Raw genomic sequence first — 24,539 nt, forward strand, 5'->3', positions numbered from 1 at the left:
TTATTCGTGGACCGAGCGGTGCTGGATCGTCAGCACGGCGATGATCGTCAGCGCGCAGCAAGCCATCAGATAGGCCGCGACATAGATCGGCTTGCCGTCGGCGGCAGCGACCAGCGTGGCCGCGATGAACGGCGTGGGTCCGGCGACGAGGACGCCGTTCAGTTCACGCGACATCGCCAGCCCCGAGAAGCGGTAGCGCGTCGGGAACAGGTTCGCGAGGAACGCGCCCTGCGCGCCGGCCATGGCGCCGAAGCCGATGCCGTAGCCGAGGCTGATGCCGACCGCCGACCAGAACAGGCTGCCGGTGTCGAGCATCAGGAACAGCGGATAGGCCAGCAGCAGCACGAAGAGCGCGCCGCCCATATAGACCTTGGCGCTGCCGATCCTGTCCGCGAGCGTGCCGAGGAAGGGCACGCCGATGATGCCGAAGAGCGAGCCGATGGTGACGGCGATCAGGCCGTCCGAGCGAGCCATGCCGACCGTGTTGGTCATGTAGCTCAGCGAGAAGGTCGAGAGGATATAGGCGTTGGCGTTGTGGCCGGTGACCGACAGGAAGCCGAACAGCACTTCCTTCGGGCTTTCGCGGAAGAGCTGGCCGATCGGGACCTGCTGCTCGTGCTTGCGCTCCTCGGCGCGGGCCATGGCCTCGACATATTCGGGCGTCTCGTCGAGATGCTTGCGGATATAGAGCGCGACGAGGAAGAGCACGCCCGAAAGCAGGAAGGGCACGCGCCAGGCCCAGCCCAGCAGCGTCTCTTCCGGCAGGTAGGAGATGAAGAGGAAGGACAGCGTGGCCAGCATGATGCCGACCAGCGTCGCGGCGTTGGGCAGGCCGGTATAGAAGGCACGCCGGTTCGGCGGGGCATACTCGGCGACGAGCACGATCGCGCCCGCCAGCTCCGCGCCGGCACCGAAACCCTGGATCAGCCGCATCAGCACGAGCAGGACCGGCGCCAACGCGCCGATCTGCCCATAGGTTGGCAGCAGGCCCATGCCGACAGTGGCGAGGCCCATCAGGGCGATGGTCAGGATCAGTGCCGGCTTGCGGCCGAACTTGTCGCCGATATGGGCGATGACGATGCCGCCGACCGGGCGGGCGAAATAGCCGACCGCGAAGGTGGCGAAGGCGGCGAGCACGCCGGCGACCGGCGACAGGTTGGGAAAGAACAGCTTGTTGATGATCAGGCCCGAGGCCGCGCCGTAGAGCGCGTAATCGTACCACTCGATCACGGTGCCGACCGTCGCCGCGGTCACCGCCTTGCGGATGCTGGCCGGGCTCGCGCTCGCGCGGCCGGCCGTCGTTGTCGTTACCATCGTCCTAGGGCCTCCAGATATTCTTGGAGACCTGTTAGTCGACAATTCCGGAGCGACCCATGCCGGGAAGGCGTGGCGCCCATGCGGAACCTTTTGCGCCGTCCGCTGGACGCATGGCGTGGCTCAGGCCGCGGCTGATTCCGCCAGGCTGGAAACCCAGCGTTCCATCTCGGTCTTGGCCCGCGCCGTCAGCGCCTGCTTGCGCGCGAGGCTCTTGGCCGGGCCCTTCAGGCGCTTGCCGTCCGGGCCAGTTTTGGCAACGCCTTCGATATGCGGGAACAGCCCGAAATTGATGTTCATCGGCTGGAAGGAACGCGGCCCCTCGTCGATCGTGACGATGTGGCCGCCGGTGATGTGGTTGACGAGCGCGCCCAGCGCCGTCGTGGCAGGCGGCAGCGGCAGTTCGCGGCCGAGCCGTTCCGCCGCCGCCATCCGGCCGGCGAGCAGGCCGGTCGCCGCGCTCTCGACATAGCCCTCGCAGCCGGTGATCTGGCCGGCGAAGCGCAGGCGCGGATCGGCCTTCAGGCGCAGGGCCGCATCGAGCAGCTTCGGCGAGTTGAGATAGGTGTTGCGGTGAATGCCGCCCAGCCGCGCGAACTCGGCGTTCTGCAGACCGGGAATCATCCGGAAGATCGCGGCCTGCTCGCCATATTTCAGCTTGGTCTGGAAGCCGGTCATGTTGAACAGCGTGCCGAGCGCATTGTCTTGCCGGAGCTGCACCACGGCATAGGCCTTCACGGTCGGGTTGTGCTTGTTGGTCAGGCCGACCGGCTTCATCGGACCCCAGCGCAGCGTCTCGCGGCCGCGCTCGGCCATCACTTCGATCGGCAGGCAGCCGTCGAAATAGGGCGTGCCCTCCCACTCCTTGAACTCGGTCTTCTCGGCGGCGAGCAGCGCGTCGATGAAGGCCTCGTACTGGTCGCGGTCGAGCGGGCAGTTGATATAGTCGGCGCCGGTGCCGCCGGGCCCGGCCTTGTCGTAGCGCGACTGGAACCAGGCCTGGTCCATGTCGACCGACTCGAAATGGACGATCGGCGCGATCGCATCGAAGAAGGCGAGCGAATCCTCCGATGTCAGCGACTGCAGGCCCTGTGCGAGCGCGGGCGAGGTGAGCGGGCCGGTGGCGACGATCACATTGCTCCAGTCGGCCGGCGGCAGCCCGGAGATCTCGCCGCGCGCGATGGTGACGAGCGGGTGCGCCTCCAGCGCGGCGGTGACGGCCTGGGAGAAGCCGTCGCGGTCGACGGCGAGCGCGCCGCCCGCGGGTACCTGATGGGCGTCGCCCTTGGCCATGATCAGGGAGCCGAGCCGGCGCATCTCCCAATGAAGCTGGCCGACGGCATTGCTCGACGAATCGTCGGAGCGGAAGGAGTTGGAGCAGACGAGCTCGGCCAGTCCTTCAGTCTTGTGGGCGTCGGTGCCGCGCTCGGGGCGCATCTCGTGGATGACGACCGGGACGCCAGCCTCTGCGACCTGCCAGGCGGCTTCGGAGCCGGCGAGCCCGCCGCCGATGATGTGTACGGGTTGAACTGCTGGGGTTTCCATGGCTGCGATGTGTCCGCAGCGGGGACGCAGGTCAAGGGAAAGGCACCCAGAAATGCAAAATGCCCGCCGTGAGGCGGGCATTCGCTCTTCGACCGAAGCTCGAGGGGAGGGGAAACACGAGCCTCAGGAGAAACTACTCGGAACGCACCGCGCCCTGTGCGCGGCTGTTCTCATTCAGAGACTTCAGGCCGCAGCGTGCGAGCGGGCGATGAAGTTGATCTCCGAGCGCGACAGGCCGAGATCATCGAGCTCGCGGTCGGTCAGGCGGGACAGCTCGCGGACGGTCTCGCGATAGCGGAGATAGGCGCGAATCTTGGCAGCAATCATGGTGACGAACATGGCGATATTCCTTGCGGTTTCCGGAGCGGGACGGTGCCCACAGCGATAATTTCGTTGTGCACTGCATATAAGTCAGACGGAGTGCCTCAAATAGGGGCTGCCAATCAGCTCTGTTATGCTCCATGCGCATGGCGAATTAAGTTTTCGGTCATTTTCGTGAGATCGACCTGCGCTGGTGTAACGCTTGCGGCCAAAATGTGGTTGCCGGGCAGCTTAATAAGTAGGCAATCGACGAAATTCACTCGGCGTGACGCTGTTGCTGATTATCTGTTGAGCATGTTGCAGGTGCTAAATCGCGCATCGGTGCGCGCAGGCAATTTTGCGTTGCAAAAGACAGGGCATCGCCCCGGCGGAAGGCGTTGTCGGGCGCCGTCATGAGCCAATCCGTCGCAGGCTCGCATGCCGTGCCGGATCATGTTTGCCGGGCAGAAATTGCCGGATTCTCCCTGTGGGCCGGGTTCCGCCAGGCGGCGGTCTCGGCAAGATATTGAATTGTATTGCTATTCTGAATTGCGAGGCTCGGCCTGGAGCTTGCCTGTGCGCTTGACGCAAAACAGGAGCACGCGATGTCGATCTCGTTCTCGACCTCGAACTGGCCGACCAATCTGCCGGTCACCAACCCGATCAAGCCGACCGCAAAGGACGAAGCGAAGCAGGATGCGACCGCTTCCGCCTCGGCTTCTTCCTCACCCTCCGCCGATTCGATTCAGGCCGAGTTCCTCAAGTTCGCCCGGATGACGCCCGAGGAGCGGGTTCAGAAGGCGATCCTGGACAAGCTCGGCATGACCGAGGAGCAGTTCAACAAGCTCGATTCGAAGGCCAAGGCGGATGTGATGGCCAAGGTCCGCGACGAGATGCTGAAGCAGATGGAAGAGAAGGGCGAGCAGCGCACCGGCGCGCTGGCCGACATCACGGTCTGAGTCGCGCGCGAGGCCGGGCTTGGCGCCCGGCCTCGCAGTTCGTTTTGACGACCCTGCCGCTCAGCCGGTCTTGCTGGCGTCGAAGCGCAGGAGCCGCAGCGCATTGGCGGTGACGATCACGGTCGCGCCGGTATCGGCCAGGATCGCGACCCAGAGCCCGGTGTAGCCCAGCACGCTTGTCACGAGGAACACGGCCTTCAGGCCAAGCGCGATCGTGATGTTGGTGTGGATGTTGGCCATCGTCCCGCGCGCCAGCCGGATCAGGGCAGCGACATCGCGGACCCGGCTCTTCAGCACGGCACCATCAGCCGTCTCCAGCGCGACATCGGTTCCCGAGCCCATGGCGATGCCGACACCCGCGGCCGCGAGGGCAGGGGCGTCGTTGATGCCGTCGCCGACCATCATCACGGATGTCTCGGCGGCGAAGGCCTTGATCGCCGCGACCTTGTCGTCGGGCATCAGCTCGGCCTTGTGCTCCATGCCGAGGCTGCCGGCGATAGCGGCGCCGGTGCGGGCATTGTCGCCCGTCAGCATGGTCGAGCGGATGCCCATAGCCTTGAGCTCGGCGATGGCCGCGGCGGCGTCCTCGCGCGGTTCGTCGCGCAGGGCGATGAGGCCTGCGAGCGCGCCGTCGACCACGACGGCCGCGACGGTCTTGCCGGACGCTTCCAGCTCGTTCGCGGCAGCCTGCGCCCGTCCGTCGAACGGCGCGCGCGCGCTGGCATGGCGGGGGGCGCCGACGAAGACGGCGCGGCCATCGACCTTGCCGGTGACGCCCTGGCCGGCGATCGCCGCGGCCTCGGCTGCCGGCACATAGGCGATGCCGTCGGTGCGGGTGCGTTCGAGCACGGCTTCGGCGAGCGGGTGGGCGGAGCCGTGCTCGACGGCAGCCGCGAGAGCCAGCACCTCCGCTTCGCTGCCGGCGAGCGCCACGACATCGGTGACGCGCGGCTTGCCCTGGGTCAGCGTCCCTGTCTTGTCGAAGGCGACGAGACCGGTCTTCGCGGCGGTCTCGATGACGACACCGCCCTTCATCAGCAGGCCCTGGCGCGCGCCGGCCGAGAGCGCGGCGGCGATCGAGGCCGGCACGGAGATGACGAGCGCGCAGGGGCAGCCGATCAGAAGCAGGGCCAGCGCCCGATAGATCCAGACCGACCATTCGCCGCCGAGCAGGAGCGGGGGCACCAGCGCGACCAGCAGCGCGAGGCCGACGATCGCCGGCATGTACCAGCGCGAGAAGCGGTCGATGAAGCGCTCGGTCGGGGCCCGCGCCTCCTGCGCCTCCTCGACGAGGCGGATGATGCGGGCGATGGTGTTGTCCTCGGCCGCCTTGTCGACGCGCACGCGAAGCGCCGCTTCGCGATTGACCGAGCCGGCATAGACGGGTTCGCCGATGCCCTTGGTCTTCGGGATGGATTCGCCGGTGACCGGGCTTTCGTCGATGCCCGAGGTGCCGTCGGTGATCTCGCCATCGGCCGGGATGCGGTCACCGGGGCGGACCAGCACGATCTGGCCGATCGCGAGGCTGGCAGCATCGACCTGACGGGTCGTGCCGCTCTCCTCGACCAGCGCCGTCTTGGGCACGAGATTACCCAACGCCCGGATCGAGGCGCGGGCACGATCGGCCGCGACGCCTTCCAGAACCTCGCCGACCGCGAAGAGGAAGACAACCAGCGCCGCCTCCTCCGCCGCGCCGATGAAGAGCGCGCCGACGGCGGCGATCGTCATCAGCATCTCGATGGTGAAGGGGATGCCGGCGCGGGCCGCCGCGAAGGCGCGCTTCGCCACCGGCAGCACGCCGATGACGCAGGCCAGAATGAAGGCCCAGTGGCCGATGCCGGGCCAGATCAGGCCGGCGGCATAGGCGGCGCCGAGCAGCAGGCCGGTCGCGAGGACGAGGCGGCCCTTGCCAGTCTGGTACCAGCTCGCACCATCGGGCGTGCTCTCGTGGACATGGCCGGGCAGGCCGTGGCCGTGATCGCTCCCGGCCGCGGCCGGCTTCGTGCTCCCAGCGCCGTGGTCGTGACCTGAATGGTCGTGGCCGGCGTGGTCGTGCCCATGCTTGTGATCATGGGCGTGCGCATGATCCGAGCAGCAGGCGTCGCCATGCTCATGCTTGCCGTGGTCGTGTGCGCGCTCGTCATGGTCGTGCGCGTGATGATCGTGGTCGTGCCCGCCGCAGCACGCATCCTTTGCCGCCGGCTTCGCGGCAGGTGTCGTCGCAAGAGCGGCCGTGGTGTAACCTAGGCCGTTGACGCGCTTTTCGACCGCTTGGGGTGTTGTTTGCGCCGCATCGAGCGAGAGCGTCAGCGTTTCCGACATGACCGAGAGCTTCACGTCGCTGACGCCGGGCAGGCGCTCCACCGCACCGCGAATCTTGGTTGCGCAGCTCGCGCAATCCATGCCGCCGACCTTCCAGGACAGGGTCTCGGGCTCGGTTTCGGGATGGGCGGCCATGGCGTGTCTCCGTCTCGCTTCGCTACGGACACACTCTCTACAAGCTGTAGCCACTTCAGGTTCAAGAGGGAAAATCGGACTTCTGCATGCGGCTGGTTCGGAGCGGCCATGTCGGGCTAGCGAGAGGAATGCGGTACCTGTCGACATGCCTGATGCCGGCTCGCCATGCGCCTCATGACTGCATGCAGTATGCAAGTGATGATTGACGGTCCGGGCGAGGGGGCCGGATAGTTCGCTCCGGGGAAGGAGCGAACAAGAGATGGCACAGCCACGAGCGTCCACCGCCCTGGCAGGGCTCAAGGTGCTGGATCTGACGCGTGTGCGGGCCGGGCCGACCTGTGTGCGCGTCTTCGCCGATTTCGGAGCCGACGTGATCAAGGTCGAGAGCCCGCCGGGGCTCGACCCGAACGAGAACATGAGCGGGCCGCGCCTCGGCTACGACATGCAGAATCTGCATCGCAACAAGCGCTCGCTGGCGATCAACCTGAAGACGTCCGAAGGCAAGGCGATCCTGATGAAGCTGGTCGACGAGGCCGATCTGCTCGTCGAGAACTTCCGGCCTGACGTGAAGGAGCGGCTCGGCCTCGATTTCGAGACGCTACATGCGCGCAACCCGCGGCTGATCCTGGTTTCGATCTCCGGCTTCGGCCAGTCCGGTCCGTACCGGACGCGCGCCGGCTTCGACCAGATCGCGCAGGGCATGGGCGGGATGATGTCGGTGACCGGCCTTCCGGGGCAGGGGCCGGTCAGGGCCGGCATCGCGCTCGCCGATTCCTCGGCCGGGCTCTATGGCGCCGTCGGCGCGCTGGTCGCGCTGCAGGAGCGCGCCGTCTCCGGCAAGGGACAGTGGGTGCAGACCTCGCTGCTCGAAGCCCAGATCGCAATGATGGATTTTCAGGCCGCGCGCTATCTCGTCGAGGGCTCGGTGCCGCCGCAGGCCGGCAACGACCACCCCTACCAGACGCCGATGGGCGTCTACCGGACGCGGGACGGCGCGATCAATCTCGGCGTCGGCGGCGAGGAGCAATGGCGCTCCTTCTGCCGGGCGATCGAACGGCCCGAATGGGGCACGGATGCCCGCTACGACAGCACGGAGAAGCGCTTCGAGCGCCGGCCGGAGCTGCGCGAGCTGATCGAGGAGCGGCTTGGCGAGGCTGACAGTGCCGACTGGCTGGCCGTGATGGAGCGCCACAGCGTGCCGGCCGGGCCGATCTATGCGGTCGACGAGATGTTCGAGGATCCCCAGGTCTGCCATCTCGGCATCGCCAAACCGGTGAAGCATCCGGAGCTCGGCGATATCCGCCTCGTCGGTCAGCCGGTGACGCTCTCGCGCACGCCGGCCGACGTCGTGACGCCGACGCCGGCGGCCGGCGCGCATAACGACGAGATCCTGGCCGAACTCGGCTATGACGAAGCGGGGCTCGCGCATCTGCGGGCCGCAGGCGTGATCTGACGGAGGCCCGGAGTGAGCGACGACGAAATCCTGTATGCGGTCGAGAACGGGGTCGGGACGATCACGCTCAACCGGCCGCAGGCGCGCAATGCGCTGACCTTCGCCATGTATGAGCGCATCGCCGAGATCTGCCGAAAGCCGGCTGATCATGGCGACCCGCGCGTGATCATCATGACCGGGGCAGGGGAAAAGGCCTTCGGCGCCGGCACCGACATCTCGCAGTTCCGCGCTTTCGAGAGCGCCGAGGATGCGCTCGCCTATGAGGAGCGCATCGAGACGGTGATCGGGACGATCGAGCGCTGTGCGGTGCCGACTCTTGCCGCGATTTCCGGTGCGGTGACCGGCGGCGGGGCGGCGATCGCGCTTGCCTGCGATCTTCGGATCGCGAGCGTGACGGCGCGCTTCGGCTTCCCGATCGCGCGCACGCTCGGCAATTGCCTGTCGATGGAGAATTATGCGCGGCTCTACGCCATGCTCGGCCCGGCGCGGGTCAAGGACATCGTGTTCACGGCGCGGCTGGTCGAGGCGGAGGAGGGGCAGCGCTTCGGCCTCTACAGCGAGCTGCTGCCGGACCATGCCGCGCTGATGCGGCGGGCTGGCGAGCTGGCGCAAATCATCGCCGGCCACGCGCCGCTGACGATGCGCGCGACCAAGGAGGCGATGCGCCGCCTGACCGCGGCCACGGCCGAGGGGCTCGAGGGCAAGGATCTCGTGACGCTCTGCTATACGAGCGCCGATTTCCGCGAGGGCATGGAAGCCTTCCTCGCCAAGCGCACGCCCAACTGGACGGGGCGCTGATCAGAGAAAACGGGCCGCTACGGTTCAGCCGTAGCGGCTCTCCAGTCTGCGGTCGAGCACAAGCGCTGCCAGCGTGCAGAGTGCGCCGGAGAGCAGGTAGACGCCCACCCAGGCGAGGCCGAAGGTGCTCGATACCGTGAGCGCCACCAGCGGCGCGAAGCCGGCGCCGAGCAGCCAGGCAAGGTCGGAGGTCAGCGCCGCGCCGGTGTAGCGGTACTGCGTGCCGAAGCTCGACGCCACGGCGCCGGCCGTCTGGCCGTAGGAGAGGCCGAGCAGGCCGAAGCCGATGATGACGTAGATCGTCTGGCCGGCGAGGCTGTCGCCGAAGAGCAGCGGCGCGACGATGCTCGACAGGCTGAACAGGGCGATCATCGCGCCCGAGAGCAACAGCGTGTTGCGGCGGCCGATCTGGTCGGCGATCAGGCCGGAGGTGACGATCGCGCCGGCGCCGACCACGCCGCCCGCGGCTTGCACCAGCAGGAACTCCGAGACCGACCGGTCCGTGAAGAGATTGATCCAGCTCACCGGGAAGATGGTGACAAGGTGGAAGAGTGCGAAGCTTGCCAGCGGCACGAAGGCGCCGAGGACGAGCGCGCCACCGCGGGCGCGGATGAGTTCGAGAACCGGAATCGGCACGAGCTCGCGGGTTTCCATGAGCTCGGCGAACTCCTGGGTGGCGACCATGCGAAGCCGCGCGAACAGCGCCACGACATTGATCGTCAGGGCGACGAAGAAGGGATAACGCCAGCCCCAGCCGAGGAAATCCTCGTTCGACAGAGCGCCCTCGAAATAGGCGAAGAGCCCGGCGGCAAGGATGAAGCCGAAGGGCGCGCCGAGCTGCGGCAGCATCGCATACCAGCCGCGCCGGTTGGGCGGAGCGTTGAGCGCCAGCAGCGAGGACAGCCCGTCCCAGGCGCCGCCGAGTGCGATGCCCTGCAGCAGGCGGAAGCCGGCGAGGATGACGACGGACCAGATGCCGAGCGTCGCATAGCCCGGCAGGAAGGCGATGGCGGCCGTCGATCCACCGAGCAGGAAGAGCGCGACGGTGAGCTTGGTCGCCCGGCCATAGCGGCGGTCGATCCCGAAGAACAGCACCGAGCCGATCGGGCGCGTCACGAAAGCCAGCGCGAAGATACCGAAGGCGTAGAGCGTGCCGGTCAGCCGGTCGGCGAAGGGGAAGACCAGCTCGGGGAAGACCAGCACGCAGCCGAGGCCGAAGACGAAGAAGTCGAAATACTCCGACGTTCGCCCGATGATGACGCCCAGCGCGATATCGGCAGGCGTGACATGGTCGCGCCCGTGCTCGTCCGTCAGATGCCCCGATGAATGGTTCGCCGCGTCAGCGCTCATGACCGCGAATTCCTAGCTCTCTGTCCTGTCGCATTCTCTTCACGCGAACCGGTGTCCGCTTCGCTCGAAAATGCTCGAGGCTGGCGGGGTTGCCGGAGCGACCGGACTTGCCCGCGCCTCATACAAATGGATACGGTGGATAGAAGCTACCCGTCAAACCATCGCAATGGGACAGATTGTCCGATGTGCGGTGCGAAAGAATGGGAATAGGAGAGGGCTGTTCCCGGATTAGGGAGGTCTTGAGTCTCTTGCGAATCTATCGATTTCTAGCGGCTTTGCCGGCTTTCGTGCTGCTCGGCGGCTGTCAGATGGTGCTGTTGGCGCCCTCCGGCGATGTTGCGCTGCAACAGCGCAACCTCATGCTGGCCTCGGTCGCGTTGATGCTGCTCGTCATCATCCCGGTGATGGCGCTGACGATCTTCTTCGCCTGGCGCTACCGCGCCTCGGCGGAGGCCACCTACCATCCGAACTGGAATCACTCGCTGCCGCTCGAGGTAGTGATCTGGTCGGTGCCGCTGCTGATCATCGTCGTTCTCGGCGCGATGACCTGGATGGGCACGCATCTGCTCGACCCCTACAGGCCGCTCAACCGCATCAGCGCTTCCAAGCCGAGCGTCGAGGCGAAGGCGGGCGGGAACGGGGTCGCGAAGCAGCCGCTGGTGATCCAGGTGGTCGCGCTCGACTGGAAATGGCTGTTCCTCTACCCGGGACAGGGCATCGCCTCGCTCAACGAGGTGGTGGCGCCGGTCGACCAGCCGATCGAGTTCCGCATCACCTCCTCCTCGGTGATGAACTCGCTCTTCATCCCCGCGCTGGCCGGCCAGATCTACGCCATGCCCGGGATGCAGACGAAGCTTCATGCCGTGATCAACCATGCCGGCGACTTCGAGGGCTTCTCCGCGAATTACAGCGGCGCCGGCTTCTCCGACATGCGTTTCCGCTTCCGCGGCGTCGACGAGAAGGCGTTCGGGGATTGGGTGCAGGGTGCCATCGGCAAGGGCAGCCCGCTCGGGCGCGACGAATATCTCGTGCTGGAGAAGCCGAGCGAACGCGAGCCGGTAAGACAGTTCCGTGACGTCCCGCCCGATCTCTTCGGGGCCATCCTCAACATGTGCGTCGACCGGGCCAAGATGTGCACGCGCGACATGATGGCGATGGACGCCAAGGGCGGCGGCGGCAAGGAAGGCATCCATATCGTCGCGCAGCTCGAATACGACAAGAGCGTGCGCCGGGGCGGGCAGCCGATGCCGCCGCGCCCGTTCGTGACGGCGATCTGCACCCCTACCGACGTCTACGGCACCGCGGGCGTGACCGCCCGCATCGCCAACTGAAGCGCTTCCGCGCTAGCGAGACGAGGAACCCATGACCTCCTATCCCGAATGGTGGAAGCTCGTATTCGGACGCTTCACGCTCGAGGCGATCCCCTATCACGAGCCGATCCTGATCGGGACCTTCGCGGCTGTCGCGCTCGGCGGCCTGGCACTCGTCGCGCTTGTCACCCGGCTGAAGCTCTGGGGCTATCTCTGGCACGAGTGGTTTACCAGCGTGGACCACAAGAAGATCGGGATCATGTACATGATCCTGGGCGTGATCATGCTGCTGCGCGGCTTCGCCGACGCGCTGATGATGCGCGGCCAGCAGGCGATCGCCTTCGCCGGCAATGAGGGTTACCTGCCGCCGCACCATTACGACCAGATCTTCACGGCGCATGGCGTGATCATGATCTTCTTCGTGGCGATGCCCTTCGTCACCGGGCTGATGAACTATGTCGTGCCGCTGCAGATCGGCGCGCGCGACGTCGCCTTCCCCTTCCTCAACAATTTCAGCTTCTGGATGACGGTCGGCGGCGCCGTGCTGGTGATGGCCTCGCTCTTCGTCGGCGAGTTCGCCAAGGTGGGCTGGCTGGCCTATCCGCCGCTCTCGGGGGCGGCATACTCGCCCGGGGTGGGCATGGACTATTACCTCTGGGCCCTGCAGATCGCGGGCGTGGGCACGACGCTCTCGGGCGTCAACCTGATCGCGACCATCGTGAAGATGCGGGCGCCCGGCATGGACATGATGAAGATGCCGGTCTTCACCTGGACGTCGCTGTGCACCAACGTGCTGATCGTCGCGACCTTCCCGATCCTGGCGGCGACGCTCGCGCTTTTGACGCTCGACCGCTATGTCGGGACCAACTTCTTCACGAACGATCTCGGCGGCAACCCGATGATGTACGTGAACCTGATCTGGATCTGGGGGCACCCCGAGGTCTACATCCTGATCCTGCCAATCTTCGGCGTCTATTCGGAGGTGGCCTCGACCTTCTGCGGCAAGCGCCTCTTCGGCTACGCCTCGATGGTCTATGCGACGGTGGTCATCACCATCCTCTCCTACCTCGTCTGGCTGCACCACTTCTTCACGATGGGCTCCGGCGCCAGCGTGAACTCCTTCTTCGGCATCACGACGATGATCATCTCGATCCCGACGGGGGCGAAGATCTTCAACTGGCTGTTCACGATGTATCGCGGGCGCATCCGCTTCGAGCTGCCGATGATGTGGCTGCTGGCGTTCATGCTGACCTTCGTCATCGGCGGCATGACCGGCGTGATGCTCGCCGTGCCGCCGGCCGATTTCGTGCTGCACAACAGCCTGTTCCTGATCGCCCACTTCCACAACGTCATCATCGGCGGAGTGGTCTTCGGCGTCTTCGCCGGCATCGCCTACTGGTTCCCGAAGGCCTTCGGCTTCAAGCTCGACCGTTTCTGGGGCGTGCTCTCGTTCTGGTTCTGGGTCATCGGCTTCTATGTCGCCTTCATGCCGCTCTACGTGCTCGGCCTGATGGGCGTGACGCGGCGCCTCAGCCGCTTCGAGGACCCTTCGCTGCAGATCTGGTTCGTGGTCGCGGCGTTCGGCGCGGTGCTGATCGCCCTCGGCATCCTGTGCTTCCTGATCCAGATCGTCGTCAGCATCCTGCGCCGCGAAGAGCTGCGCGACACGACCGGCGACCCCTGGGACGGGCGCACGCTGGAGTGGTCGACCTCCTCGCCGCCGCCGGCCTACAACTTCGCCTTCACGCCGATCGCGCATGACCTCGACGCCTGGGCCGACATGAAGAAGCGCGGCTACCGGCGCCCGCTCGGCGGGTTCCGGCCGATCCACATGCCCAGGAATACCGGCGCCGGCGTCATCATCGCGGGGCTGGCGACGATCTGTGGCTTTGCACTGATCTGGTACATCTGGTGGCTGGCGGCGCTGACCTTCGTCGGCGTGGTCGGGACGGCGATCGCGCACAGCTTCAACTACGACCGCGACTTCCACATCCCGGCCGAAGCCGTTCTGCGCGAAGAGGATTTGCGCAGCGAGCAACTGCGTGGAGCCTGAGGGGCGATGATGGCTAAGGCGAAAGCGCAGGCGCAGGCCGCGGCGAGCGTTCCGGCGTTCTACGTCACGGAAGACGAGCACGAGCACTCCGGCGGCTCGACCATGCTCGGTTTCTGGCTCTATCTGATGAGCGACTGCCTGGTTTTCGCAGTCCTCTTCGCGACCTTCGGCGTGCTCGGGCGCAACTACGCGGCCGGGCCGTCCGGCGCCGACCTGTTCGACCTCAGGCTGGTCGCGGTCAACACCGCCATGCTGCTGTTCTCCTCGATCACCTACGGCTTCGCCATGCTGGCGATGGACAAGGGCCGGCAGGCGGCGATGCAGGGCTGGCTCGTGGTGACCGGGCTCTTCGGCCTCGCCTTCCTCGCGATCGAGCTCTACGAATTCGCGCACCTCATCCATGAGGGTGCGACGCCGATGCGCAGCGCCTTCCTGTCGTCCTTCTTCACGCTGGTCGGTACGCACGGGCTGCACGTCACCTTCGGCCTGATCTGGCTGACGGTGCTGATGTTGCAGGTCTCGAAGCGCGGTTTGATCGAGGCCAACCGGCGCCGCTTGCTGTGCCTGAGCATGTTCTGGCACTTCCTCGACGTCGTCTGGATCGGCGTCTTCACCTTCGTCTACCTGATGGGCGTGCTGAAATGAGCGGTAGCCAGAACCACGCCGAGGCACATACCGACCACCATGACGGGCACGGCGCGCCGCATGGCAGCCTGCGCGGCTATGTCACCGGCTTCGTGCTCTCGGTCATCCTGACGGCGATCCCGTTCTGGCTCGTCATGAACGACGTGCTCGGCAACTCCGTGCTGACGGCGATCGTGATCATGGCCTTCGCCGCCGTGCAGATCGTCGTCCACATGGTCTACTTCCTCCATATGAGCAGCCGTGCCGAAGGCGGCTGGAGCATGATGGCGCTGATCTTCACGATCATCATCGTGGTGATCGCGCTCTCGGGCTCGCTGTGGGTGATGTACCACCTCAACACCAACATGATGCCGAGCGACCTACACAAGATGTGAGAGACCGTTTGGCAACTCTACTGCGGCGGTCGACTGACGGTGTTTTCTGTGCTTCCGGTGCTCACGTGAGGAAGTGCGCTCCGCTCCGGTTTTCGAAAACACCGCCATGCGACTCCCCACAGCGGGTTGCCAAACAGTCTCCGGGGGCGCCGCGATGACGCCGCCGGAAACAGGAGCGTGGGGCCGCCCGTGCACAGGACGTTTCGTCTTCGCCGCTGCGCTCTGCCTGTGTACGCTGGTCTTCGTCGCGCTCGGGATCTGGCAGGTCCAGCGGCGGAGCTGGAAGCTCGACCTGATCGCCCGCGTCGAGGCGCGCATCCATGCGCAGGCCGTGGCTGCGCCGGGGCCGGCGGAGTGGCCGGCGATTGATCCAGCCAATGACGAATACCGCCGCGTCGCCTTGCAGGGGCGCTATCTCGATTCTCCGGAGACGCTGACGATGGCCGTGACCGAACTTGGTCCCGGCTTCTGGGTCCTGGCGCCGTTCCGGGCCGATGCCGGCTTCACCGTCCTCGTCAATCGCGGTTTCGTGCCGGAGGATCGGCGCGGCCCGGACGAGCGGCGCAAGGTTGCCGGCGAGACGAGAGTGGTCGGGCTGCTGCGGCCGAGCGAGCCCGGAGGCGGCTTCCTGCGCGCCAACGACCCTGCTGCCGGGCGCTGGTACTCGCGCGACGTGGCGGCGATCGCCGGGGCGGGGAGCCTTGGTGCTGTCGCGCCTTATTTCGTCGATGCCGATTCGGCTTCGGAGCCCGGCCCACTGCCGCAGGGCGGCATGACCCAGGTCGGCTTCCGCAATACGCATCTGGTCTATGCGCTGACCTGGTTCTGCCTGGCTCTGATGAGCGCCGGGGCAGTGGTCTTCCTGTTGAGGGGCAAGGCCGACGAGGGATCGTCGGCCGCATAGGTTCGGCGTGGTTCCAGCATGATTCAGAAACACGTCGTCATTCCGGCTTGACCCGGAATCCATCGTAGAGCGCCGAGACCTCCGATGGATGCCGGATCGGCGCCGCTTCGCGGCTTGTCCGGAATGACGAGTTTTAGACCAGGCTCAGCCCTCGTTCTGCAACTGCCCAAGCTCGTGCAGCAGCGCCGCGCCCGTCCTGATGCCGCTCTGGAAGCAATCGAGCGTCATGTTTTCGTTGGGCGCGTGGTTGGCCTCGTCATGGTTGGCATAGGGCGTGACATAGGCGGGGATGCCGAGGATCTTGGTGAACACGTAATTCGGCAAGCTGCCGAAGCCGGCGGGGATCAGCAGCGGCTCCTCGCCATGGGCGGCAACGAAGGCGCGGCGCAGGGGCGCGGTATAGGCCGAGGCGATCTGCGTCTTGGAGGGCTGCATGCCGGTTTCCTCGACGATGAACTCAACCTCCGGCGCGTGCTTGGTGACATGGGCCGCGATCTTGCGCAGGATGTCCTGCGGGTCCTGCGCCTCGACGAGGCGGATGTCGCATTTCACCAGCGCTTCGTTCGGCAACACGGTCTTGGTGCCGGGCCCGCCATAGCCGCCGTGGAAACCGTTGATCGTCAGCGTCGGCTGGAAGCAGAGGCGGTCGTAGAAGGGCCGGTCGAGCGGCGCATCGAGACGGGTGAGGCCGAGCCCCTGCTTGAACGCGTCGAGATCAAGCGGCAGGCGCCCGATCGCTTCGATATCTTCGGCCGTGGGCGGCTCGACTGCATCGTGCAGGCCCTCGATGGTGATCTCGCCGGCCTCGTTCTTCATGGTGGCGAGCAGGTGGACCAGCGTCCAGATCGGGTTCGGCACGACGCCGCCGAAATTGCCGGAATGGACGTCGCGGCTGGCATGGCGGCAGCGCAGGTCGAAGGAAACGACGCCGCGCGAGCCGAACTTGATGGTCGGCGCGCCGCTGGCATGGCGCGGGCCGTCGGCGGTGACGGCGAGGTCGGCCTGCAGCAATTCCTTGTTGGCGCGCACGAAGCCCGCGATGCGGGGGCTGCCGATCTCCTCCTCGCCCTCCAGCAGCAGGATGACGTTGCAGGGCAGTTCGCCATGGACTTTGAGATGGGATTCGATGGCGAGGATCTGGGCGAAATGCTGGCCCTTGTTGTCGCCGACGCCGCGCGCATAGAGCCGGCCGTCACGGATGGTGGGCTCGAAGGGCGGCGAAATCCACTTCTCGAGCGGGTCCGGCGGCTGCACGTCGTAGTGGCCGTAGAGCAGCACGGTCGGCTTGCCCGGCGCCTTTTCCCAGCGGGCGACGACCATGGGATGGCCCTCGGTCTGGATGAGGCTGGTTTCCAGTCCGATCTCGGTCAGCATCTCGACCAGCAGCGCACCGACCTCGGCAATGCCGATGTTCTCGGCGCTGATGCTTGGATGGCGCAGATAGGCGATCAGCCGGTCGAGGAAGGCGCCGCGGTTGGCTTCGATGTGATCGAAGACCGGAGCCAATGCGTTGGAGGAAGCCATTTCTGTGCAGGCCTTTGCGAGGAAGCGTTGAGATTATGAATCAGGGAGCAGGCCGTCATGACGGGCCGGCTCCCAGGCGCGACCAGCCTAAGGGGTGATACCGCGCCTCTCAACGGCTACGCCTCTCCATTCCCGCCGCAGCGGCCATGCGGCGAGCTCAGGCCGGGAGATCAAACTGACCCCGGCTCAATGGGCGTAGGGGTCCGCTTCCGTCTCTCCGCCACGCTCGCGGGCCTCGTGCCAGGCGAGCCAGTCCGCCAGCCCGGCCGTCTCGGGCGCAACGACGGCGAGCTGGCGCAGCGCGACGCGCAAGGCGTGGCGCTCGAACTTGGTCGCCGGCACGGCAAAGGCTTCCGGCGAACCCCCTTTGTCGACGGCCTCGCGCAGCGCCTGTTTCACCGTGGCGATTGCCGGGTCGCCGAAACGGGCAAGCAGGCTTTCGAAGCCTTGGTGGGCAGCGGCGTCGAAGGGGCGCGTGTGCGCCATCGCGTCGCGGACCGGATGAGCCGGAACGAGATGGGCGCAGGGCACGTAGCCCTCTGGCACGGGCTCAGTCGCGGCATGGGTGCGGCCGCTACGCAGCAACTGCGGCAGCACATGAGTATGCGGGCCCTCGGGGCTCTTGCCGCCGGCCGGCGGGATCGGCTGGTAGACCTCGCCGCGGCCGATGCGGGCGAGGAAGACGCGATGCGGCCCGGCAGCGACGATCGCCGGCATCGCCGGATTGCTGGCCTCGAACAGCGAGCGGCCGGCCTGGGCGCGCAGCAGCGCGATCAGTTCGGGATCGCCGGTGCGGATGCAGATGTCGGTCTGCAGGGTGCCGAGCCCCATGTCGAACAGGATCGCGTTGGCATCCTCGGTGCGGAGCGCCTGGGCATCCGGGCCGAGTTCGGTGAGAACGGTGCGCCGGTTCATAGCGCAGGCGTCTTCCAGCAGGCAGAGCGAGACGCGGTGGCTCCAGCTCGTGCCGACGGCGCTTTCCGAGGCGAAGAGGCGGGCGCCGTCGAGATCGTCGAAGCCGATGCCGCCGCGCGCGGTCGTGGCGGAGAGGCGGGAGGGCTCGTCGACGATCGCGACCTCCTCGTCGGGATCGCGCATGAACTCGGCGATCGCGCCGAAGGTGCCGAGATTCCACTGGCTCGATGCGTCATGGATGTGCTCGCGCAGCACGGCGCGGATGGTTTCGCTATCGCTCATCGTTGGATCTTCCGTGGCTCAGGGCCCGCCAGGGCAGGAGGAAGGGCTCGTCGTCATGGCTGCCGCGCAGGGCGCTGACGCTGAAGACGCTGCGCAGGCGCGCGTCGTCGAGGACGGCTGCCGGCTTGCCCTCGGCGACCAGCCGGCCGTTGTCGAGCAAGGCGAGCCGGTCGCAGAAGCGGGTTGCCAGCGTCAGATCGTGCAGCACGACCACGACGCCGGCGCCGCGTCGCGCGGTCTGCCGCAGCAGCTCCATCACTTCGAGCTGGTGCAGCGGGTCGAGGCCGGCGAGCGGCTCGTCGGCGAGTAGATAGGGCGCTTCGACCGCGAGGGCGCGGGCCAGCAGGACGCGGCGGCGCTCGCCACCCGAGAGCGTACCCATGGTGCGATCGACGAAACCCGCGACGTCGCAATGGTCGAGCGCTGTGGCGATGGCCGCCCTGTCGGCTTCCGAGAGGCCGCCGAAGGGGCGGCGGTGCGGCAGGCGGCCAAGCCCGACCACGGTCTCGACCGAGAGCGGCCAGGAGGTATCGCCGCCCTGGGCCAGGAACGAGACGCGCCGGGCCAGCGCCTGCCGGCCGAGCGCGCGGGCGCTCTCGCCGTCATAGTGGACGGCGCCCCGCGCCGGGGCGAGCAGGCCGGCCATGACGCGCAGCAGCGTCGTCTTGCCGGCGCCGTTGGGGCCGACGAGGCCGAGGAGTTCTCCGGGTCGAACAGTGAGATCGGCTTCTTGGATTATCGCTTTGCCGCCGAGCTCGACGGTGATGCCGTGCGCTTCGATGGCCATCACGCCTCCCGCCGCATGCGATTGACGAGGCTGAAGAGGAAGGGTGCACCGATCAGCGCCGTGACCACGCCGAGCTTCAGTTCCGGCCGGATCGGCGCGAGCCTGAGCGCGGTATCAGCCAGCAGGACGAGGATGGCGCCGCCGAAGCCGCTGACCAGCAGCAGCCGGCCGGGGCGGTTGCCGACCAGCGGGCGCAGCAGATGCGGCACGACGAGGCCGACGAAGCCGATCGCGCCGGTGACCGCGACCGCGCTGCCGACGGCGAGCGCCGTGCCGCCGATCAGGCGGGCGCGCAGCCAGGTGAGATCGAACCCAAGGCTGGCGGCCGTGTCCTCGCCCAGCGTCAGCGCGTCGAGGGCCGGTGCGGTCGAGAGCAGCAGCGCCCAGCCGACGAGCATCAGGGGCAGGGCGAGCAGGACATGGTTCAGGCTGCGGTCGGCGAGCGAGCCCATCAACCAGAACACGATCTCCAGTGCCGCATAGGGGTTGGGCGCAAGGTTCAGTGCCAGCGAGGTGGCGGCACCGGCGAAGCTGTTGAGGGCGACGCCGGCGAGGATCAGCGTCGTGGTGCCGGCGCCGCGTCCGAGCAGGATGAACAGCAGGAGCGTGGCGACGATGGCACCGGCGATGCCGCCGAGCGGCAGGGCGAGCGCGACGCTGGCTGAAAGCCCGCTGTAGAAGGCGACAACTGCGCCGAAGGCGGCGGCGCTCGAAATGCCGACGACACCGGGCTCGGCCAGCGGATTGCGTAGCAGGCCCTGCATGGCGGCGCCCGACAGGCCGAGGCTGAAGCCGACCAGCGCGCCAAGGATCGCGCGCGGCAGGCGCAGCTCCGTCAGTACGAATGCGGGCAGGCTCTGTCGCCCAGCCAGACAGTCGCGGATCGCCGCGCCGAGATCGAGCGGGGCGTAGCCGACCGCCGTCGAGAGAGCAAAGACGGCGAGCGTCGCGAGCGCGAGCAGCGCGATGAGAAGCGCCAGCGATGGCGGCTGGAAGGGCAAGGTCTTCATCGGTCCTCTTCGGCAGCGCGCGCGAGCAACTCGATGGCGTCGAGCACGCTCGGACCGGCGCAGGTCCATAATCGTGAGGGCAGGGCGACCAGCTTCAGGCGCTCGCGGAGCCTCTCGATCAGCGGATGGTGCAGCACCTCATGGGCGAGCGAGGGCGGCCCGCCCGGCGTATCGTTGAGGATCAGCATCTGCGCGCCGCCGAGCGCCACCGTCTCCAGCGCGATCTGGCCGTAGCTGTCGATGCCGAGGCCGGCGACGATGTTGTCGAGCCCGGCCAGCGTCAGGATTTCGTCGACCAGCGAGCCGCGCCCGACCGTGAAGCCGTTCGGCCGGAGCACGATGGCGCGGCGGCGCTCGGTCGGACGCTTCGCCGCGAGAACGGCGAGGCGCGCGTCGATGTCGGCAACGAGCGCCGCGCCGCGGTCCTCCTCACCGAGCAGCGCCGCCATCTCCGCGATCTGCGCTCGCATTTCGGCAATGTTGCGGGGCACGCCGAACTCGCGCACGGGCATCCCCACCCGCTTGAGCAAGGCGACGGTCGCGCGGGTGGTGTAGGCGCCGGCGATGACGAGGTCGGGCCGGGAGGCGAGCACCTGCTCGACGAGGCCGTGATTGACCGGGATCGCGCGTGCCGCCTCTGCCATATTGGCGTTGCGTGGATCGCGCGAGAGCCAGGTGATGGAAGCGATATGTTCGGGCGATGCGAGGCGCAGGACGAGTTCGTCCGTGCACATGTTGAGCGAGACGATCCGCGCCGGCTTCGCCGCCGCTGGCGACGCGCCAAACGCCATGGCGGCGACGGCCGCCATGGCGAGAGCGCGCAAGCTGATCAGCCAATGCCCGGCGCGGAACGGCGTCATCCGCCGATCGCTACCTTGATGCCGGCATAGGCGCCGAAGCCCGGGACGAGGAAGCCGACGGGGTTCTCCCAGCGCTTGTCGAAGAGATTGTCGATCCGCCCGAACACGGTGACCTTGTCGGTCGCCTTGTACTCGGCGGCGAGATTGACCAGCGTCGCGCCCTTCGCGTTCATGCGGGGGACCGAGAAGTCGCGATTGCCGTCGACCCAGGAGCCGACATAGAGCAGCGTCGCCGAGAAGGTGAGCTTGTCGGTGGGCGTCCAGGTCGCGGTGGCGCTCGCCTTGTGGCGTGGGCGGCGCAGCAATTCCTGCCGCGCGATCTCGTCCTTGGCGAGGGTGAAGGTGTAGTCGGCGCGGATGCGGAACTGGGGCGAAATCTCCAGCGCGGCGAAGGCTTCGACGCCCTTGGTCTGCGCCTTGCCGATATTGGCGTAGGAGTTGCGTGCCGTGTTGGTGACGATCAGGTTGTCGATGTCGTTCTGGAACCAGGTCCCGCCGAACTGCAGGCGCTTGTCGAAGAGCGGCTGCTCGAAGCCGATATCCCAGCCGCGGCTTTCTTCCGGGCTCAGGTTCGGGTTGCCGAAGAAATTGAAGCCGGGGCGATAGTCGATGAAGAGCTCGCTCAGCGTGGGCGCCTTAAAGCCGGTGCCGTAGCTCGCCTTCAGCTTGGTCTCGATGCCCGGGACGATCACCGCGGGCGCGATGCGATAGGTGGTGTGGCCGCCATAGCTGTCGTCATTATCGTGGCGGATGTTGGCCGCCAGGAAATAGCGGTCCTGAATATTGCCCTGGTATTCGAGATAGGCGGCCTTGTTGCCGTTGGAAGCGACGAGGCTCGCGGTGTCCAAGCGCTCGCGCTCGTACTGCAGGCCCATGATCAGATTGTGGCCCTTGGTGATCTCGAGATTGCCGCGCCAGTCGACCTTGGTGCGCTCGCCCAGGTTTTCGTTGGGCAGGCCGAGGATGCCGGTCGTGCCGTTGGCCGTTCGCGTCGCCCGGTCCTGGTTCGTGTAGGAAACGCCGAAGGTGTTGACGAAACGTCCGCCGAACGGATCCCAGACGACCTCGCCGCGTGTGAAGGCCTGTGCGTAGTTCTGCAGGGAGCGATAGGGGGCGGGGCGGCTCGGGAAGCCGGTGTCGCCGGTATAGCGCAACTGCCCGTCCTGATAGCGGCCGACCCAGTTGAGCGTCAGCGTGTCGCCGAGCGCGACGCCGATGCGGCCGGAATAGCTGTAGTTGTCGAAGGCATTCGGATTGATGCGGCGGCCGGGCGGGACGAGGTTCGGCGGCGTGACGTCGGTCGCGTCGGTCCGGAAATGGGCGACGTTGAAGGCATAGTTGAAACGATCGTCGCCACCGCTGAAACCGGCGGACTGGTTGAAGGTGCCGTGGGAGCCGGCTTCGACCCGCGCGGTCGCCCTGGGCGGCCCCTCGCCGCGCTTCGTCGTGACCGAGATGACGCCGCCGATCGCATTGGCGCCGTAAAGGCCGCTCTGCGGGCCACGCAGCACCTCGATGCGCTCGATGTCGTCGGTCAGCATCGAGCCGAAATCGAAGGAGCGGTTGGGCGTCGAGGGGTCGTTCGCCTCGATGCCGTCGATCAGAACCTTGACGTGATTGGAGTTGGTGCCGCGCATGAAGACCGAGGTCAGGCCGCCCGGTCCGCCTGTCTGGACGATGTTGAGGCCGGGCACGGTGGCGAGAGCCTGGGGCAGGGTGCGGCGCTGCTGCTGCTCGATCTCCCTGGCGGTGATGACGGTGACGGAGCTCGCGATCTCGCGCGCCGGGGTCGGCGTGCCGGTCGCGCTGACAACGATCTCGTCGAGCGCGAGCGGGGCGGGTGCGTTCTGGGCGAGTGTCGGGGCGGAGCAGGCCAGTGCGAGGAAGGAAACGCATAGCAGCAGGCGGCCGCGTTCTGCGGCTGGAAGGGCGGGGATCACGATGGAGACCTCGGGCGTTGACGTCAGTGGCACGTCACCGCGAACGCGATCTCCCATTGCCGCGCAAAAGGCGGCAAACAGTCAAATCAGCGATCGGCGCACCCCGTCCGAACGTGTTCGCGTGTGACCACGGCTGACGGCAGGTCTCCTGGCTCGCGGGTCCATGCCCTTTGCCGCCTTCCCAGGTCCGAGGTCCCAGTGGCGTATGGCGAAAGGCTCGCCGCTTACAGTTGCGGGGGCAGCCGCGGCATGGGGTGGCTGGCCACCCGCACCGCGTTCCCTTTTGATCCCGTGAGGGAACCGTCCCGGTGACGATTACGGCGGAAAAGTGTCGTCGTCAAATAGGTTTAACCAAAGGTAAGGACGGGGGCGGGAGATCGCGCGCCATGTCGTATCCGGAGGCCAGCCGTCGCGATCGCGCCGGTTTACGCCCGCGAGCCGGCGCGGCAGAACAGAAGCCACGGGCCGGGTCGGAATCACCATCTCTCGGCGCTTTCCGCGGCTTGGCCGCTCTGCTGTTGCCGAGGATGACGATGCTTAGGTTGCCGGACTTCGACGAGCAGATCGACCGCCGCGGGACCCATTCGGCCAAATGGGACACGATGGAGAAGTATTATGGCGTGGCCGCTTCCGACGGCATCGCCATGTGGGTGGCCGATATGGATTTCCGGCCGCCGCCTTGCGTCCAGCAGGCGGTCGAGCGCATGGCGGCTCACGGGGTCTATGGCTATTTCGGCGACGACCGCACCAATAGCGACGCCATCCGCTGGTGGATGAAGACCCGCCATGGCTGGGACGTGGCGTCGGAAGCGATCTTCACCACCCATGGCCTCGTCAATGGCACGGCGCTCTGCGTCGATGCCTTCACCGCGCCGGGCGATGGCGTCGTGCTGATGACGCCGGTCTACCACGCCTTCGCCCGCATCATCCGCTCGGCCGGCCGGGAGGTCGTGGAGTGCCGGCTGCCGATCGAGGAGGGCCGCTACGTCCTCGACATCGCCGGCTGGGACGCGCAGATGACCGGCCGCGAGCGGATGCTGATGCTGTGCTCGCCGCATAATCCGGGCGGGCGCGTCTGGACACGCGACGAACTCCGCGAGATCGCGGCCTTCTGCAAGCGCCACGACCTGATCCTCGTCGCCGACGAGATCCATCATGATCTGGTCATGCCGGGAGCCAGGCACACCGTCATGCCGCTGGCTGCGCCTGAAATCGCGGACCGCCTCGTGATGATGACGGCGACCACCAAGACCTTCAACATCGCGGGCGCCCATGTCGGCAACGTCATCATTCCCGACGAGCCGCTGCGCGAGCGGTTCCGCGCCCGGATGAACGCCCATGGCATCTCGCCCAATTCCTTCGGCATGGCGATGGCGACCGCCGCCTACAGCCCCGAAGGTGCGGCCTGGGTCGACCGGCTCGTGGCCTATCTCGACGGCAACAGGAAGCTGTTCGACGACGGGGTGAACGCCATTCCCGGCCTGCGTTCGATGCCGCTCGAGGCGACCTATCTCGCCTGGGTCGATTTCGGCGGGGCTGGCATGGAGCCGGCGGAATTCACCGCCCGCGTCGAGAAGCAGGCGAAGATCGCGGTGAACCATGGCGCGAGCTTCGGGGCGGGGGGCGACAGCTTCCTGCGCTTCAACCTCGCCACGCCGCGCGCCACCGTGATCGAGGCCGTCGAGCGGCTGAAGGAAGCGTTCCGCGATCTGCAATAGCGCCGAATGCGGGACGGTTCTGTCGTCCCGCGCCATCTCCC

General features: G+C 67.0%; 20 protein-coding genes, 1 pseudogene and 1 riboswitch. Of the genes and pseudogenes, 9 read left to right on the top strand and 12 right to left on the bottom strand.

Features of this window, described 5'->3' with window-relative positions; all coding sequences use genetic code 11:
- From AC2FAN_RS16500 to AC2FAN_RS16515, 4 genes are all read right to left on the bottom strand, one after another.
- Positions 1 to 1,314, bottom strand: coding sequence for an MFS transporter (locus tag AC2FAN_RS16500; RefSeq protein WP_476805683.1), 1,314 nt, complete (start codon positions 1,312 to 1,314; stop codon positions 1 to 3).
- 123 nt (positions 1,315 to 1,437) lie between these two features.
- Positions 1,438 to 2,859 (bottom strand): methylenetetrahydrofolate--tRNA-(uracil(54)-C(5))-methyltransferase (FADH(2)-oxidizing) TrmFO, encoded by a 1,422-nt coding sequence (trmFO, locus tag AC2FAN_RS16505; RefSeq protein WP_485175420.1) that lies wholly within the window; start codon positions 2,857 to 2,859, stop codon positions 1,438 to 1,440.
- Positions 2,860 to 3,042: 183 nt separating this feature from the next.
- Positions 3,043 to 3,198, bottom strand: a complete 156-nt coding sequence (locus tag AC2FAN_RS16510; RefSeq protein WP_081925531.1) for a DUF1127 domain-containing protein — start codon at positions 3,196 to 3,198, stop codon at positions 3,043 to 3,045.
- A 238-nt stretch (positions 3,199 to 3,436) separates the two neighbouring features.
- A complete protein-coding gene (locus AC2FAN_RS16515; RefSeq protein ID WP_476805681.1) occupies positions 3,437 to 3,574 on the bottom strand; it encodes a hypothetical protein in 138 nt (45 codons plus the stop codon).
- A 190-nt stretch (positions 3,575 to 3,764) separates the two neighbouring features.
- On the opposite strand from AC2FAN_RS16515, the gene AC2FAN_RS16520 reads away from it, so the two are divergent.
- Positions 3,765 to 4,118, top strand: a complete 354-nt coding sequence (locus tag AC2FAN_RS16520; RefSeq protein ID WP_265053671.1) for a hypothetical protein — start codon at positions 3,765 to 3,767, stop codon at positions 4,116 to 4,118.
- A 60-nt stretch (positions 4,119 to 4,178) separates the two neighbouring features.
- Here AC2FAN_RS16520 and AC2FAN_RS16525 read toward each other — a convergent pair whose 3' ends face one another.
- Positions 4,179 to 6,575: a heavy metal translocating P-type ATPase gene (locus AC2FAN_RS16525; RefSeq protein ID WP_485175423.1), complete on the bottom strand. Its 2,397-nt coding sequence runs from the start codon at positions 6,573 to 6,575 to the stop codon at positions 4,179 to 4,181.
- A 259-nt stretch (positions 6,576 to 6,834) separates the two neighbouring features.
- On the opposite strand from AC2FAN_RS16525, the gene AC2FAN_RS16530 reads away from it, so the two are divergent.
- Both AC2FAN_RS16530 and AC2FAN_RS16535 read left to right on the top strand, forming a co-directional pair.
- Positions 6,835 to 8,028, top strand: coding sequence for a CaiB/BaiF CoA transferase family protein (locus AC2FAN_RS16530; protein WP_485175425.1), 1,194 nt, complete (start codon positions 6,835 to 6,837; stop codon positions 8,026 to 8,028).
- A 12-nt stretch (positions 8,029 to 8,040) separates the two neighbouring features.
- Positions 8,041 to 8,826, top strand: coding sequence for an enoyl-CoA hydratase/isomerase family protein (locus tag AC2FAN_RS16535; RefSeq protein WP_485175427.1), 786 nt, complete (start codon positions 8,041 to 8,043; stop codon positions 8,824 to 8,826).
- Positions 8,827 to 8,850: 24 nt separating this feature from the next.
- Here the strand turns inward: AC2FAN_RS16535 and AC2FAN_RS16540 are convergent, their stop codons facing one another.
- Positions 8,851 to 10,176, bottom strand: a complete 1,326-nt coding sequence (locus AC2FAN_RS16540) for an MFS transporter (RefSeq protein ID WP_485175429.1) — start codon at positions 10,174 to 10,176, stop codon at positions 8,851 to 8,853.
- A gap of 200 nt (positions 10,177 to 10,376) precedes the next feature.
- On the opposite strand from AC2FAN_RS16540, the gene cyoA reads away from it, so the two are divergent.
- The 5 genes from cyoA (at position 10,377) to AC2FAN_RS16565 (ending at position 15,462) form a co-directional block, all read left to right on the top strand.
- Positions 10,377 to 11,507: a ubiquinol oxidase subunit II gene (cyoA, locus tag AC2FAN_RS16545; protein WP_476805677.1), complete on the top strand. Its 1,131-nt coding sequence runs from the start codon at positions 10,377 to 10,379 to the stop codon at positions 11,505 to 11,507.
- 31 nt (positions 11,508 to 11,538) lie between these two features.
- The gene (gene cyoB, locus AC2FAN_RS16550; protein ID WP_476805676.1) at positions 11,539 to 13,539 is read left to right on the top strand and encodes a cytochrome o ubiquinol oxidase subunit I; all 2,001 of its coding nucleotides are present in this window, start codon (positions 11,539 to 11,541) and stop codon (positions 13,537 to 13,539) included.
- Positions 13,540 to 13,548: 9 nt separating this feature from the next.
- The gene (gene cyoC / locus AC2FAN_RS16555; RefSeq protein WP_485175432.1) at positions 13,549 to 14,184 is read left to right on the top strand and encodes a cytochrome o ubiquinol oxidase subunit III; all 636 of its coding nucleotides are present in this window, start codon (positions 13,549 to 13,551) and stop codon (positions 14,182 to 14,184) included.
- Entirely contained in the window at positions 14,181 to 14,558 is a 378-nt protein-coding gene (cyoD, locus tag AC2FAN_RS16560; RefSeq protein WP_485175434.1) for a cytochrome o ubiquinol oxidase subunit IV, read from the top strand. The genes cyoC and cyoD overlap by 4 nt, the downstream gene beginning before the upstream one ends.
- 154 nt (positions 14,559 to 14,712) lie before the next feature.
- Positions 14,713 to 15,462 carry an SURF1 family protein gene (locus AC2FAN_RS16565; protein ID WP_485175436.1) on the top strand — a complete coding sequence of 250 codons (750 nt, stop codon included), beginning with the start codon at positions 14,713 to 14,715 and terminating at the stop codon, positions 15,460 to 15,462.
- Positions 15,463 to 15,606: 144 nt separating this feature from the next.
- On the opposite strand, the gene AC2FAN_RS16570 is transcribed toward AC2FAN_RS16565, so the two are convergent.
- The 6 genes and pseudogenes from AC2FAN_RS16570 to AC2FAN_RS16595 form a co-directional block, all read right to left on the bottom strand.
- A complete protein-coding gene (locus AC2FAN_RS16570) occupies positions 15,607 to 16,986 on the bottom strand; it encodes a M20/M25/M40 family metallo-hydrolase (protein WP_485175438.1) in 1,380 nt (459 codons plus the stop codon).
- A 186-nt stretch (positions 16,987 to 17,172) separates the two neighbouring features.
- Entirely contained in the window at positions 17,173 to 18,183 is a 1,011-nt protein-coding gene (locus AC2FAN_RS16575) for a DUF6925 family protein (protein WP_485175440.1), read from the bottom strand.
- A pseudogene (locus tag AC2FAN_RS16580) lies at positions 18,173 to 18,904 on the bottom strand (ABC transporter ATP-binding protein); the annotation flags it as partial. The gene AC2FAN_RS16575 and the pseudogene AC2FAN_RS16580, both read right to left, overlap by 11 nt.
- 65 nt (positions 18,905 to 18,969) lie before the next feature.
- Entirely contained in the window at positions 18,970 to 19,980 is a 1,011-nt protein-coding gene (locus tag AC2FAN_RS16585) for a FecCD family ABC transporter permease (RefSeq protein WP_485175442.1), read from the bottom strand.
- Positions 19,977 to 20,840, bottom strand: coding sequence for an ABC transporter substrate-binding protein (locus AC2FAN_RS16590; RefSeq protein ID WP_485175443.1), 864 nt, complete (start codon positions 20,838 to 20,840; stop codon positions 19,977 to 19,979). The genes AC2FAN_RS16585 and AC2FAN_RS16590 overlap by 4 nt, the downstream gene beginning before the upstream one ends.
- Positions 20,837 to 22,813 carry a TonB-dependent receptor plug domain-containing protein gene (locus AC2FAN_RS16595; RefSeq protein WP_485175445.1) on the bottom strand — a complete coding sequence of 659 codons (1,977 nt, stop codon included), beginning with the start codon at positions 22,811 to 22,813 and terminating at the stop codon, positions 20,837 to 20,839. The genes AC2FAN_RS16590 and AC2FAN_RS16595 overlap by 4 nt, the downstream gene beginning before the upstream one ends.
- Positions 22,814 to 22,901: 88 nt before the next feature.
- Positions 22,902 to 23,099: riboswitch (cobalamin riboswitch) on the bottom strand.
- 214 nt (positions 23,100 to 23,313) lie between these two features.
- Between AC2FAN_RS16595 and AC2FAN_RS16600 the strand changes: the two genes are divergently transcribed.
- Complete coding sequence (locus AC2FAN_RS16600) at positions 23,314 to 24,498, top strand: MalY/PatB family protein (protein ID WP_485175447.1); 1,185 nt, start codon at positions 23,314 to 23,316, stop codon at positions 24,496 to 24,498.
- Positions 24,499 to 24,539: the final 41 nt, after the last annotated feature.

Source organism: Allobosea sp. RIT-PG3_2, assembly GCF_057321085.1.

Bases quoted from the DNA above. Each gene is read 5' to 3' on its own strand.
- trmFO (WP_485175420.1), bottom strand. From the start codon at position 2,859: ATGGAAACCCCAGCAGTTCAACCCGTACACATCATCGGCGGCGGGCTC.
- cyoC (WP_485175432.1), top strand. From the start codon at position 13,549: ATGGCTAAGGCGAAAGCGCAGGCGCAGGCCGCGGCGAGCGTTCCGGCG.
- AC2FAN_RS16515 (WP_476805681.1), bottom strand. From the start codon at position 3,574: ATGACGGCGCCCGACAACGCCTTCCGCCGGGGCGATGCCCTGTCTTTT.
- AC2FAN_RS16530 (WP_485175425.1), top strand. From the start codon at position 6,835: ATGGCACAGCCACGAGCGTCCACCGCCCTGGCAGGGCTCAAGGTGCTG.
- AC2FAN_RS16585 (WP_485175442.1), bottom strand. From the start codon at position 19,980: ATGAAGACCTTGCCCTTCCAGCCGCCATCGCTGGCGCTTCTCATCGCG.
- AC2FAN_RS16525 (WP_485175423.1), bottom strand. From the start codon at position 6,575: ATGGCCGCCCATCCCGAAACCGAGCCCGAGACCCTGTCCTGGAAGGTC.
- AC2FAN_RS16590 (WP_485175443.1), bottom strand. From the start codon at position 20,840: ATGACGCCGTTCCGCGCCGGGCATTGGCTGATCAGCTTGCGCGCTCTC.
- cyoA (WP_476805677.1), top strand. From the start codon at position 10,377: ATGGGAATAGGAGAGGGCTGTTCCCGGATTAGGGAGGTCTTGAGTCTC.
- cyoB (WP_476805676.1), top strand. From the start codon at position 11,539: ATGACCTCCTATCCCGAATGGTGGAAGCTCGTATTCGGACGCTTCACG.
- AC2FAN_RS16520 (WP_265053671.1), top strand. From the start codon at position 3,765: ATGTCGATCTCGTTCTCGACCTCGAACTGGCCGACCAATCTGCCGGTC.
- AC2FAN_RS16570 (WP_485175438.1), bottom strand. From the start codon at position 16,986: ATGGCTTCCTCCAACGCATTGGCTCCGGTCTTCGATCACATCGAAGCC.
- cyoD (WP_485175434.1), top strand. From the start codon at position 14,181: ATGAGCGGTAGCCAGAACCACGCCGAGGCACATACCGACCACCATGAC.
- AC2FAN_RS16600 (WP_485175447.1), top strand. From the start codon at position 23,314: ATGCTTAGGTTGCCGGACTTCGACGAGCAGATCGACCGCCGCGGGACC.
- AC2FAN_RS16575 (WP_485175440.1), bottom strand. From the start codon at position 18,183: ATGAGCGATAGCGAAACCATCCGCGCCGTGCTGCGCGAGCACATCCAT.
- AC2FAN_RS16540 (WP_485175429.1), bottom strand. From the start codon at position 10,176: ATGAGCGCTGACGCGGCGAACCATTCATCGGGGCATCTGACGGACGAG.
- AC2FAN_RS16565 (WP_485175436.1), top strand. From the start codon at position 14,713: ATGACGCCGCCGGAAACAGGAGCGTGGGGCCGCCCGTGCACAGGACGT.
- AC2FAN_RS16500 (WP_476805683.1), bottom strand. From the start codon at position 1,314: ATGGTAACGACAACGACGGCCGGCCGCGCGAGCGCGAGCCCGGCCAGC.
- AC2FAN_RS16510 (WP_081925531.1), bottom strand. From the start codon at position 3,198: ATGTTCGTCACCATGATTGCTGCCAAGATTCGCGCCTATCTCCGCTAT.